The sequence below is a fragment of the Campylobacter sputorum genome (assembly GCF_002220775.1).
Classification (GTDB): domain Bacteria; phylum Campylobacterota; class Campylobacteria; order Campylobacterales; family Campylobacteraceae; genus Campylobacter_F; species Campylobacter_F bovis.
In genome coordinates this window covers 31,132-43,755 of sequence record NZ_CP019685.1, presented here as the reverse complement: position 1 = coordinate 43,755, position 12,624 = coordinate 31,132, and the positions used below count along the sequence as shown (strand labels likewise).

General features: G+C 29.4%; 14 protein-coding genes. 4 read left to right on the top strand and 10 right to left on the bottom strand.

All coding sequences use genetic code 11. The features are described 5' to 3' along the window. Positions 1 to 8: 8 nt before the first annotated feature. The 3 genes from rpsM to infA all read right to left on the bottom strand — a co-directional run bounded on the left by rpsM (position 9) and on the right by infA (position 885). Entirely contained in the window at positions 9 to 377 is a 369-nt protein-coding gene (gene rpsM / locus CSPB_RS00235) for a 30S ribosomal protein S13 (protein ID WP_089181757.1), read from the bottom strand. 3 nt (positions 378 to 380) lie between these two features. Further along, complete coding sequence (gene rpmJ, locus CSPB_RS00230) at positions 381 to 494, bottom strand: 50S ribosomal protein L36 (protein ID WP_033917120.1); 114 nt, start codon at positions 492 to 494, stop codon at positions 381 to 383. 172 nt (positions 495 to 666) lie between these two features. Further along, positions 667 to 885, bottom strand: coding sequence for a translation initiation factor IF-1 (gene infA / locus CSPB_RS00225; RefSeq protein ID WP_033917121.1), 219 nt, complete (start codon positions 883 to 885; stop codon positions 667 to 669). 195 nt (positions 886 to 1,080) lie between these two features. Here infA and CSPB_RS08545 point away from each other — a divergent pair, with 195 nt between their 5' ends. Beyond that, on the top strand, positions 1,081 to 1,224 hold the full coding sequence (locus tag CSPB_RS08545) for a hypothetical protein (protein WP_161492163.1): 144 nt from the start codon (positions 1,081 to 1,083) through the stop codon (positions 1,222 to 1,224). A 45-nt stretch (positions 1,225 to 1,269) separates the two neighbouring features. On the opposite strand, the gene CSPB_RS00220 is transcribed toward CSPB_RS08545, so the two are convergent. From CSPB_RS00220 to CSPB_RS00205, 4 genes are all read right to left on the bottom strand, one after another. Beyond that, complete coding sequence (locus tag CSPB_RS00220; protein WP_228842455.1) at positions 1,270 to 3,786, bottom strand: molybdopterin guanine dinucleotide-containing S/N-oxide reductase; 2,517 nt, start codon at positions 3,784 to 3,786, stop codon at positions 1,270 to 1,272. An 11-nt stretch (positions 3,787 to 3,797) separates the two neighbouring features. Continuing rightward, the gene (locus tag CSPB_RS00215; protein ID WP_089188834.1) at positions 3,798 to 4,337 is read right to left on the bottom strand and encodes a cytochrome C; all 540 of its coding nucleotides are present in this window, start codon (positions 4,335 to 4,337) and stop codon (positions 3,798 to 3,800) included. Between the two features lie 250 nt (positions 4,338 to 4,587). Next, the gene (locus CSPB_RS00210; RefSeq protein ID WP_089188833.1) at positions 4,588 to 5,142 is read right to left on the bottom strand and encodes a metallophosphoesterase family protein; all 555 of its coding nucleotides are present in this window, start codon (positions 5,140 to 5,142) and stop codon (positions 4,588 to 4,590) included. 111 nt (positions 5,143 to 5,253) lie between these two features. Next, positions 5,254 to 6,591, bottom strand: a complete 1,338-nt coding sequence (locus tag CSPB_RS00205) for a class II 3-deoxy-7-phosphoheptulonate synthase (RefSeq protein ID WP_089192689.1) — start codon at positions 6,589 to 6,591, stop codon at positions 5,254 to 5,256. A 300-nt stretch (positions 6,592 to 6,891) separates the two neighbouring features. Between CSPB_RS00205 and CSPB_RS00200 the strand changes: the two genes are divergently transcribed. The 3 genes from CSPB_RS00200 to CSPB_RS00190 are packed head-to-tail and all read left to right on the top strand — an operon-like array spanning position 6,892 to position 9,283. Continuing rightward, a complete protein-coding gene (locus CSPB_RS00200) occupies positions 6,892 to 7,956 on the top strand; it encodes a GGDEF domain-containing protein (protein ID WP_089192688.1) in 1,065 nt (354 codons plus the stop codon). Between the two features lie 35 nt (positions 7,957 to 7,991). Beyond that, positions 7,992 to 8,870, top strand: coding sequence for an EamA family transporter RarD (gene rarD / locus CSPB_RS00195; RefSeq protein ID WP_089192687.1), 879 nt, complete (start codon positions 7,992 to 7,994; stop codon positions 8,868 to 8,870). Beyond that, a complete protein-coding gene (locus CSPB_RS00190) occupies positions 8,867 to 9,283 on the top strand; it encodes a hypothetical protein (RefSeq protein WP_033917127.1) in 417 nt (138 codons plus the stop codon). The genes rarD and CSPB_RS00190 overlap by 4 nt, the downstream gene beginning before the upstream one ends. A gap of 9 nt (positions 9,284 to 9,292) precedes the next feature. On the opposite strand, the gene CSPB_RS00185 is transcribed toward CSPB_RS00190, so the two are convergent. From CSPB_RS00185 to gatB, 3 genes are read right to left on the bottom strand one after another with little or no spacing between them, the layout of a single operon-like run. Continuing rightward, complete coding sequence (locus CSPB_RS00185; protein WP_089192686.1) at positions 9,293 to 10,264, bottom strand: glycoside hydrolase family 3 N-terminal domain-containing protein; 972 nt, start codon at positions 10,262 to 10,264, stop codon at positions 9,293 to 9,295. Further along, entirely contained in the window at positions 10,261 to 11,154 is an 894-nt protein-coding gene (locus CSPB_RS00180; protein WP_089192685.1) for an NAD(P)H-dependent glycerol-3-phosphate dehydrogenase, read from the bottom strand. Before CSPB_RS00180 ends, CSPB_RS00185 begins: the two co-directional genes overlap by 4 nt. Next, positions 11,151 to 12,569 (bottom strand): Asp-tRNA(Asn)/Glu-tRNA(Gln) amidotransferase subunit GatB, encoded by a 1,419-nt coding sequence (gene gatB / locus CSPB_RS00175; protein WP_089192684.1) that lies wholly within the window; start codon positions 12,567 to 12,569, stop codon positions 11,151 to 11,153. Before gatB ends, CSPB_RS00180 begins: the two co-directional genes overlap by 4 nt. Positions 12,570 to 12,624: the final 55 nt, after the last annotated feature.

Genomic DNA, 12,624 nt, shown 5'->3' with positions numbered 1-12,624 from the left:
TTCAATCCTTATTTAGCCGCTGCACCGACAGTTTTACGCTTACCTTTTCTAGTTCTAGCGTTTGTCTTAGTTTTTTGACCACGAACAGGAAGACCTTTTCTATGTCTTAAACCTCTATAGTTACCTAAATCCATCAAAGCTTTTATATCCATTGCTACGCTTTTTCTAAGATCACCTTCAACCATATAGTGTTCTTGAATTTCTTTTCTTATAGCAGCAGCTTCATCTTCGCTCAAATCAGCAACTCTTTTGTCATAAGAAATTCCAACTGCATCAAGAATTTTTCTTGATGAAAAAAGACCTATACCATAAATATAGGTAAGCCCATATTCAACCCTTTTTTTCTTTGGTAAATCTACACCTGCAATACGAGCCATCTTTTATCCTTGTCTTTGCTTATGTTTTGGATTTTCACAAATTACACGAATCACGCCTTTGCGTTTAATGATCTTGCATTTGTCACACATCTTCTTTACAGAAGGACGAACTTTCATTTTAGTCTCCTAAAAAATTATTCCACTTTGTTACGCAAACTGCACTTAGGTTTAATGAAATTTCTAAGAAAGTATCAAACCAACTGTTTTTAAAATAGTGGTGATTTTAAAAACACTTCTTCCTACAGCTTAGTTGCAAAAGCTATCATTTTACTAAAATAATGCTTTAAATTTACTTATATCTATAAGTTATGCGACCCTTATCAAGACTATAAGGCGTAAGTTCAACTTTTACTCTATCTCCTGGCATAATCTTAATATAGTGCATTCTCATCTTGCCGGCAATATGACATAAAATTACATGCTTATTGTCAAGCTCAACTTTAAATGTCGCATTTGGCAATGCTTCTACGATGTTTCCATCTATTTCTATGACATCATCTTTAGCCATTACTCCCCTTTCTATAAATTTTATTGAAAGCTTTTATTTTACAAAATTTAAGATTTAAATTTACTTAAATTAAATTTAAAATAAGCTATATTTTAGTTTAGAATTTGAAATGATTTATTTTTTATCTGTGCTAGCATTATAAATCTATCATTATAATTTATAATTTCACCAAATTTTTATATAAATGCAAAAGCTATGGAAAAAATTATCAATCTTATAGCAATATTACAAAAATTAAATTTAACATACATAAGACATTCCAAAAAGCCAATTTATGAAGTTATGGCAAATATCCGTAAAAGAATTTTAATAAATGCAAATAAATTTATAAAATTTTAAAATTTAATAAAATCTACCAAATTAAAATTTGGTAGATTTGTAGAATTACGCACCTTTTGGAGCTTCAAATGCTGTAAGTTTAGGTGCTTTTTCTGTATATTTTTCTATATTTACAAGTGCGGTGTGTGAGATATTGCCATTTGCAAGTTTTGAGGTCGGTTTATCGATGGTTAAAACATTCGCACAACCATTTTTACAAATGCTTTTTTTAGTAGGATCAAGCGGATCATACCACGCACCCTCTCTTAAAACTATAACATTTTTTGCAAGGTTATCATAAATTTTAACTCCAGCTAAAACCTCGCCTCTATCATTAAATACTCTAACTAAATCACCATCTTTGATACCAAGTTCTTTTGCATCATCGCTTCTTATTAAAAGTGGTTCTCTATTTGCTACTGCATACTTATTTCTAAGGCTTGTTTGGCTAAGTTGAGAATGAAGTCTATCATTTGGATGAACACTCATCATATGAAATCTAGCTGGTTTTTTATCCATTCCAAGCCATTCTATTGGTTCAAACCAAGTTGGATGTGCCTTACAATCATCATAGCCCATTTTTTCAATATTTTGTGAATAAATTTCTATAAGACCACTTGGAGTTCCAAGAGCATTTAAAATAGGATCTTCCCTAAAATCAGCAAATCTCACCCAACTATCACTTTCCATTGTAGAATTAAATTTAATAGGTTCATTGCTCTCCCACCACTCATTAAATTCTTTTATATCTATTCCAAGATCTGGCACAGCAAGAACTTGTTTTCTAGCATTTTCATAATACTCTTTTATAAAATCAAACTCATCTTTGCCACCATCTGTATAAACCTCAGCCAAGCCGTCTGCATAAGCCTTGCAAAGATCTGTAAAAATCTGATAATCATCTTTTGAATCAGCTACTTTTTCAACAATTTGTTTCATAGGAGCTATATACATATTTGAATAATCTCCTACCATTGTAATATCATTTCTTTCATACTGAGTTGTAACAGGGAAAACTATATCAGCCATTTTTGCAGTTGGAGTCCAATACGGTTCATTTACAACTATAGTTCTTGGTTTTCTAAATGCTTTTACCAAAGTATTTGTATCTTGATGATGAACAAGAGGATTTCCACCTACCCAATAAATAAAATCAATTTTAGGATATGTTATTTTTTTACCATCATGATCAATAACTTTTCCAGGATTTAATAGAGCATCAGCTATCCTAGCGACAGGAAAAGAATAATTTGTAGCTTTTTGTAACCAACTTTGACCAGTTCCTTTTGAGTCAAAATCAGATTTTGCAAGTCCTAGAAATTTACCATTTTCATCATAATTTCCAATACTTCCAGCATTAATTCCACCAACTATACCACCTTTTGCAGTAGGAACACCACCGCCACTATAGTGATAACTTAGTCCAAACCCACCGCCAGGAAGTCCGATTTGTCCTATCATAGAAGCTAACGTTACAAGAGCCCAGTGTGGTTGTTCTCCATGATCAGCTCTTTGCATACCCCATCCACTCATTAACATTGTTTTATGTTCTTTAAATGTTTTAGCTAAATTCTCTATAACTTTTGCTTCAACTCCACATATTTTAGATGCCCATTTAGCATCTTTTACTACACCATCAATCTTACCTAAAAGATATGGCACAAATTTATCAAAACCATAAGTATAGTTTTCTATAAAATCTTTATCATAATTATTTGTAATATAAAGATAATGACACATTGCTAACATCATAGAAACATCAGTATTTGGGCGGACTGGTATCCATTTTATTTTATCGCCAAAATAGCGTCCTGTTTCATTTAGATACGGATCTATCATATAAATTTGTTTATCACTATTTTTTAAATCCTCTAGATATTTTTGTGCTTCTTCTTCGTTTGAAGTCCAAGAAATTTTAAGAGTTGAGTATGGATTTGCACCCCATAAAACAACAACTTCTGAATTTGCTAAAACATCATTCCATGAACTTTGTTGTTCATAAACTTCTATACTTCCAACAACATGAGGCATTATTATTTGGCTTGCTCCTGTTGAATAATCCCCAGTGCTTCCTACAAATCCGCCACTCATATTCATAAACCTATGAAGTAAAATTCGCGAATTATGAACATTTCCACTACTTTTCCAACCATAGCTTCCAGCAAAAACACCTTGTGCACCAAAAGCTTTTCTAGTTTTTTTAAGTTCTTTTGCAACTAATTTTATAGCATCTTCATATTTAACTTTTACAAACTCTTCTGTTCCCCTAAGTTCAGGTTTTGGACTATCTGGATTTGCTAGATAACTTTTTCTAACATAAACATGTTTTACTCGAGAATTTTCAACCAAATCTTTTGTATAATTTTGTAATGGATTTGGATATGGACTTATATTTAGAGCTGATTTTGAGCTTACAATTTTGCCATTTTTGGTTTCAACTTCTAATACACCCCAATGAGCAGCTGTTTTAACTTTGCCAGTTTTTACTAAGCTTTTATTTAAATCTTTTGCAAAAACAAAACTAGGCACCATACTTGCTCCACTAAGAGCTGCACTAAATTTTAAAAAACTTCTTCTTTGCATATTTATCCTCCTTATTTATTGGTCGTATGTTTTTGCAAATACTCAATCACAAGCCAGTGATCATCTTTTTGTATAGGGGTTCTATTTACCATAGATCTAAATAGAGATGGCCATTGATTTGCATTATATTGATTTATATCATGAAGAGCATGACACATAGAGCAGTTACTTTTATAAAGGCTAGATGCTTTTTCAAACATAGGTTTTAAATCTTTTTCAAAATCCCCTTTTGTTGTATAAGCAACAACTTTTACTTCATTCCACGCACCATCTTTGCCTGTTTTTATGATTTTAATATCAGGTTTTGATGTTTTAGAAAAAGCAAGAGCTAAAATTCTAACTCCATCGCTATGATAAATTATATTTGGACTAGATGAATTTGCGAAACCTTTAATCTCAAATTTAACTAACTTTTCGCTGTCTTCTAAGATATTAATTGCATTTGTTGGAAGAAGCCTTCCTGCAACTTTTGTATCATTTGGCGAAAGATACACTGACTTTACTTTGTTTGAATACACAGTATCTTTAGCAAATAAGCTACTAACTAACATTACTAATACAAATAAAGTTTTTTCACTAATTCTCCTTTAAAAAAATATATTAAATCATTTAGCAAATAGTATATACTAATATTACTTAAACTAATGTATAGCATAATTTTTAAATTTAGAATAAAAAATTAAGCTTTACAATATGGATAATCAAATAAAAATAGAAGATTAGTATTATAAAATACGCAAAAATCAAAGCTTTGATAATAATTTTAGTTTATTAAAGTAAAAGTATTAAAAATTAATATATCTATATGTTTATATCATAAACATTACACGATGAATTTAAAATTTCCACACCAAGAAATTTTTCATATCTCTCTTTTGGATAATGAATATGTCCGCAAAGTATAAATTTAGGTTTTATTACTCCATCTCCCAATGCGTTTGTTAAAAATTTATCTCCTAAATCTTTTGAATTATGAGTATCAAATGAACATAAAGAACCAAATGGAGGCACATGTGTTACTAAAACATCGCATTTTTTAAATTTAGAAAAATCTTCACAACCAAAAGGAACACAGCCAAATTTCAGTTTTTTAACATCCTTGATATCGTCACAATGAACTTTTTTTATGTCTTTTATCCATTTTGCATCTAAATCATGATTTCCACTACATATCAAAATAGGCTTGCTTAGTTTTTTGAAAAACTTTTTAAAAGTTTTTATTTGTAGATCTATAGATATTCTACAAGGCTCATCAAGTAAATCTCCGCTTATACACAAAGCATCGTATTTTAAATCAAGAATTTTTTCCATAAGAAATTTATCACAATGGATATCACTTGCATGCAAGATTAACATGATATAACCTCATATAAAGTTATTATAAAGCAAAATCACTCTTTTTATCAATTCCAAGCAAGAAAACTTTTACTTTTTAAGAAAAAGAAAATTTGCTTGAAATTGATAAATTTATGATTTTAGCTCATCTGCTATCAAAAATGCAAGCTCTAAAGCTTGATTTGCATTCAATCTTGGATCGCACTGGGTTTCGTATCTACTAGCTAACTCATCTTGCGTTAGCTTAAATATACCGCCCGTGCATTCTGTAACATCCTGTCCTGTCATTTCTAAATGAATTCCTCCTGGATTTATACCTTCACTTTTTGCAATTTCAAAAAATGATTTTACTTCGCTTAAAATTTTATCAAATTCCCTAGTTTTATAATTATTTGTTGTTTTTACAGTGTTTCCATGCATTGGATCAATGCTAAAAATTATATTTCTTTTCTCTTTAGCGATATTTTTAAATATCTTTGGAAGTCTATCATTTATCTTATCAGAACCCATTCTAATGATAATATTAAATTTACCAGCTTCATTTTGGGGATTTAAAATATCACTGAGTTTTAAAATATCATCACTACTTCCATCAGGTCCTATTTTTACACCAATTGGATTTTTAACACCGCTTAAAAAATGAACATGCGCATCATCTATCCCACGAGTTCTTTCTCCTATCCAAAGCATATGAGCAGAGCAGTCATAAATTTCGCCAGTTAAACTATCAACTCTAGTAAGTGCTTCTTCGTAAGGAAGCAAAAGTGCCTCATGGGATGTATATAGTATAGTTTCATTTATTGCTTGGGTATTTTTTGAATTTATTCCACAAGCTTCCATAAACTTAAGAGTTTGAGATAAATTTTCACATAAATCATGATATTTTTTATCAAGATCAGTTTTAGCTATAAAACCGACATTCCACTTTTGTATCTCGTGCAAATCTGCTAAACCACCGCGTGAAAATGCTCTAAGTAAGTTCAAAGTTGCCGCACTTTGATTATACGCATCTATCATTCTGTTTGGATTAGGAATTCTTGAAATTTCATCAAAATCAAAACCATTTATGATATCTCCTCTATAGCTTGGGAGTTTTATGCCGTTTTGTTCTTCAAAATCGCTACTTCTTGGTTTTGCAAATTGCCCAGCAACTCTACCTATCTTAACAACTGGTTTACCACCGCTATAAGTAAGAACTATAGCCATTTGCAAAATAACTTTAAACATATCTCTGATATTTACCGCACTAAAATTTAAAAAACTCTCAGCACAATCACCACCTTGAAGCAAGAAAGCATTTCCATTATTTACATATTTTAAATTTTCTTTTAAATTTCTAACCTCACCTGCAAATATTAAAGGAGGAAGGGAATTTAGCTTTTTTTCAACAGCTTTTAATTCATCTATATTGTCATATTGTGGTTGTTGAAGTGCCCTAAAATTTCTCCAACTATTCATTGTCCAACTCATAAAATTCCTTTAAAAATAATTTTTATTTATATGCTGTATTGCTCATATAAAAAAATAATAATTTATTTTTCTACTACATTTTTTAAACTTTAATATTATACTTAGTTTTTTTAAACTTTAATTTAGATTTATGAATAAAAAAGTTTAGTAATTTGATTAAAATCTTGATAAATTTAAAAAATATAGTAAATTTACAAATATATTTAATGTATTGATAAAAAAATATATTAATTTCTAATTTAATCATACATAAAGGGCTAATATGTAAAAATACATATAATATAAAAAAAAGGGGGGGGGGTGGAACCTTTAAAAAGCCTCAAATTATGGTCTCAAAAGATAGATAAATCAAAAACCATAAATTGGAATGATTTAGATGAAGAAATTTTAGAAATTTTGCAACCTCTAAAAAATAAATTTGAACAAATTTCACAAGATCTAATAAAAACCAAAGAAGATTTAGAATTTTACAAAAATGCAATTGATTATCTACCAAATCCAGTTTTCATAAAAGATAAAAATGCTAAATTTATATTTTTCAACAAAGCTTATGAAAAATTTTTTGGTATAAAAAAAGAAAATTTTATATCAAAAAGCGTTTTAGAACTTGATCATTTAGCACCTAGCGCAAAAGAGGCTTATCAAAAAGAAGATTTAAAACTTATAGAAAACGCAAGCATTCATCACTACTGCACAACATTTAAAATGAAAACAGGCGAATCAAAAATTTCGCTTTGTTGGAGTAAGGGTTTTCATATAAATAACTCTCATCAAAGAGGATTAATAGGTGAAATTGTGGATATAACAAGAGAAAAACAGATAGAAGTAGAGTTAACCCAAACTATAAACAAGTTAAAAATCACAAATAAAATAATAGAAGAAAACTCTAAATTAGATCTTCTCACTGGACTTTATAGACGCTCTATTTTAATTGATGAAATGCAATTTTTTAGCAATCTTTTTAAGGAAAAGGGTGTAGAATTTTGCGTATTGATGGCTGATTTAGACTTTTTTAAAAAAGTAAATGATACATATGGTCATAAAGTTGGCGATGAAATCCTTATAAAATTCGCAAAAATTTTAAAGAACTCTTGTCGCGAAAATGATATTTGTATAAGATACGGAGGAGAAGAATTTTTAATAATACTTCCTAGAGCTACTTTAGAAAAAGCACAAAAAGTAGCAGACAGAATTATAAAAAATACCGAAAAACAGCTATTTTTACCAAATAATAAACCAATAACTACTAGCATAGGATTAACTCAATACATGAAAGATGATGATATAGATAAATGCTTAGTAAGAGTAGATGAACTGCTTTATGAGGCTAAGAAAAAAGGCAGAAATAAAATTATAAGTAGATAGATAAAATATTTATAAATTTAGTTTAAAATTCAAAAATGAAAATACAAAACGAAACTACAAAAGGCTTTATATACGGGCTTTCTACATTTGTAATGTGGGGAGTTTTTCCTATATATTTTAAACTTCTTGAAAATATTGGTGCTGTTGAAATTTTAGCCCATAGGATAATATGGTCTTTTGTTATTTTAATAATACTTCTTAGAGTAAAAAATAGGCTTTTAAATTTAAAAATCATACTTCGTGATAAAAAAATAGTCTTAATGCTATTTTTATGTGGATTACTAATAGCAACAAACTGGGGAATTTTTATCTACGCTATAACAACAGATAGAATTTTACAAACAAGTTTAGGGTATTTTATAAATCCGCTTTTGTCTATACTCCTTGCTGCTATTTTTTTAAAAGAAAAATTATCAATAGCTGCTAAATTTTCAGTATTTTTAGTCTTTATTGCAATTTGCATACAAGTTATTGATATGGGAGAATTACCTATAATTTCCATAGCTTTACCACTTTCATTTGCAATTTATGGTTTACTTCACAAAAAAATAAGTGTTCCATCTCTTGAAGGACTTTTTGTAGAAACTATGCTAATATTTCCAATAGGTATAATTTATCTAACATATTTAGGCATAAACAATCAAAGTTCTTTTGCTTTTAATGTAAATGGAATTTTATTAATGATATGTGGCATAGTAACAATTCTACCGCTTCTTACATTCAACTCAGCCGCAATTAGATTAAAATTATCCACAATTGGTTATATGCAATACATTTCTCCAACACTAAGCATGCTAATAGCTGTTTTTTTGTATAATGAAAATCTTGGAATTAGTAAAATAATAAGCTTTAGCCTTATTTGGCTTGGACTTTTTATAGTAAGCTTTGATGGGATAAAAAGGAAAAAAGAGTGAATTTAGGACTAATGATAACAATAGCCATAATGGTTGCCATAGTTATGTATATACAGATAAATAAATTAACCAAAAAAATAGATGAAGATCCAAACGATACTAACATGTATAATAAATTCTGTGAAGCTATAAATAACGAGCTTATGGGCTTTAAAGAGCAGTTTTTAAATGATGAGAGTTTAAATTTAATAAGCAAAAGCGAATTTGATGAAAAAATAGATGATTTTATAAAAGAGCTTAAATTTATACAAACTATGAATACAAATCGTAAAGATAGTAAAATTTGGGAAAACTCGCTTTTTACTTTTTTAGATAAAATTGATAAATTTATAAGCACTAATACAAAAAATGGTGAAAAAAATGCCGATAGATTAAGAAATAATCTAATGCTAACTTACAAAAAAGAGATGTAAAAATAAAATTTATCTCAAATTTTCTTTTAATTTTTTGATACGCAAATATGAGCTTTCTATCTGTTTGCTTGAAATTTTGCCATTAATCACAGCTTTATTTATAGCACTTACCATCTCATTTGCTAAGATTTTATTATTGTGTAAATTTGAGCTTACAAATACTATATCATTTCCAGCTATTAGGGCTTTTAGAACATTTTGAGTAATATTGCCAGTTTTTAGCAAATCATCACTCATTATCACTCCATTAAACCCAAGTTCTTTCCTTAAAATACCATCTAAAATGATATCTGAAAAACAAGCTTCATTATTTGGATCTAAATTTGAAAATTTAGCACTTGAACTCATTATAATATCTATTTTTCGCTGTGATATCATATCAAAGTAAACTTTTAAATCACTATAATCATAAATTTTTGCACTATCATCGCTAGGAAAATATTTCATAACAGGAATTATATTTTTTTGAGTAAAAATATCTATAAACTCATTTGCATATGCACTAATTTGATTATTTTTTAAAATTTTATTTTTTGTATTAACATTTGGCGCTAAATTTAAATTTATACTATAGCTTTTTATATCATTAGCAATATTTGAATATAGAGTTTTTACTGGTTTTGAGTTTATAGCCATATTTTCTAGCATATCATAACCAATGTAGTTTGAGTTTAGTTTATAAATAGTTTTTTCATCTATGCCTAAAAATGGCGGAAGAGTTGTTGAAATATGTCTAATTTTGTTTATTAAAGTTAATAACTGCTCTTTGTCTTGAAAATTTTTTTCAAGTAAAATTATCCCGCCAATTCGCCCATAAGATAAATCTTTTAAAAGCTGTTTAAACTCTTTGGAATGCACACTTGTAGCGTCAAAACCCACGACAATCATTTGTCCAATCATTCGCTTTAATGATGGTTTTGTATTATTTTGATCACAAAAAGAGAGGGATAAAATAAGCAAAAATATAAAAATTATTCTCATTTTTTTCTTAACAAATCACAAAGACACTCTGTTGGACTTTTACCATTTATCATTGAAACTACTTCATTTACTATAGGTGTGTAAATACAATATTTTTGAGCTATATTTTGTATAGCTTTAGCAGTTTCAACTCCTTCTGCAACTTCATTTATCTCATTTAAAATAGTTTTTATGTCTTTTTTACAAGCTAAACCCATACCTACTCTATAATTTCTTGAAAGCACACTCGAAGCAGTTAAAAACAGATCTCCAGCTCCACTTAGTCCCATAAATGTTTCATCTTTTGCACCAAAGAATTTGCCAAATCTTGACATTTCTATTAAACCTCTTGATATAAGACTAGCTCTTGCATTATTGCCAAGTTTTAAGCCATCACAAACCCCGCTTGCTATAGCTAATACATTTTTATACGCTCCGCAAATTTCAGCACCTACTACATCATTTGATGAGTAAATTTTCATGTATTTACTTGGAAATAACTCGCCAAGTTTATTGCACAAACTTAAATTTTGTGAACTAATCACTAAAGCACAAGGAAGTTCAGCTAAAACCTCAGTAGCAAAACTAGGACCGGAAAGATATGCTAAATTTTTAGCATCCATAAAATTTTCAAAAATTTCATTTAAAAACATTCCACTACCGGCTTCTATACCTTTTGAAGCAACTAAAATTTTTTGATTTTTATTTACAAAATGAGTTTGTAAAAATTCTCTTGTGTGTTGGCTAGAAAGTGCAAAAACAAGAATCTCAGCATTTAGTGCCTCATCTATACTAACAAAATTTGAAATATCTCTAGCACTTCTTGAAGTTATAACACAATCATTTTTTTTGCTAAGTGCATTAAAAAGTGCACTTCCCCACTTTCCCGCACCTATAACTGCTATTTTCATAGTCTTTGTTTTAAAAGCTCATTAACTTTAGCTGGATTAAATGCACCTTTTCCAGCTTTCATAACTTGCCCTACAAAGAAGCCAAAAAGCTTATCTTTACCACTTTTATACTCATCAACTTTATCACTATTTTGTGCTAACACTTCATCTATGGCAGCTAAAATCGAGCTATCATCGCTAACTTGTTTTAAGCCAAGCCTATCTATGATATCATCTACATTTCCACCATTTTGCATAAGTTCATCTAGTATCTCTTTTGCGGCTTTTTGAGATATTGTGTTATCTTCTATTTTAGATAATAACTCACTCATTTTTGCACTATTAACTGGACTTGTAGCAATTGTAGCACCATTTTTAAGTCTACCAAGAAGCTCAACACTTAGCCAAGTAACACATAATTTTGGCTCATGCCCTGCTTTGATAAGATCTTCAAAATAAAGAGCCATTTCATATTCGCTTATAAGAACCTCGGCATCGCTTTCTTTTATTCCAAGCTCATTAATATATCTTTGTTTTTTCTCATCAGGAAGTTCGGGTATTTTCTTACACTCTTCTAAAATTTCATCAGGTATTATAAGTGGTAACAAGTCTGGATCTGGAAAATATCGATACTCTGCACTATCTTCTTTTGAACGCATTGATCTAGTTGTTAAATTTATGGTATCAAAAAGTCTAGTTTCTTGAACAACTTCTTTATCATAAACACCGTCTTCCCAAGCTGCTATTTGGCGATCAACTTCAAATTCTATAGCTTTTTGTATAAATCTAAACGAATTTAAGTTTTTTATCTCAACTCTGGTGTAGAATTTTTCATCGCCTTTTGGTCTAATGCTAACATTTACATCACACCTAAAACTACCTTCTTGCATATTTGCATCACTTATATTTAAAAACCTCAAAATGGAGTGCAGCTTTTTAAGATACGCAACAGCTTCATCACTACTTCTCATATCAGGCTCACTTACTATCTCAAGAAGTGGTGTTCCAGCTCTATTTAAATCAACCAAACTTCTAGAGTCTTCATGTGTATTTTTGCCAGCGTCCTCTTCAAGATGTGCCCTTGTTATGCCTATTTTCTTTGTTTCATTATTAACATTTATAAAAAGTTCGCCTTTTTCTACTATCGGAATGTTAAATTGTGAAATTTGATAAGCTTTTGGAAGATCTGGATAAAAATAGTTCTTTCTATCAAACATTGAACGCTTATTTATAGTTGCATTTATAGCCGAACCGAAACTTATAGCTTTTTTTACAGCTTCTTTATTTAAAACAGGCAATGCACCAGGAAGCCCTAAACAAACTGGACAAACATGAGTATTTGCCTCATCTCCAAAACTAGTAGAACATGAGCAGAAAATTTTTGTTTTTGTATTTAACTGACAATGAACTTCTAGTCCGATAACTGTTTCAAACATAATGATAAACCTTTGTAAATTTGTAAAGTAAAAATGATTTTACCTAAAATTTCTT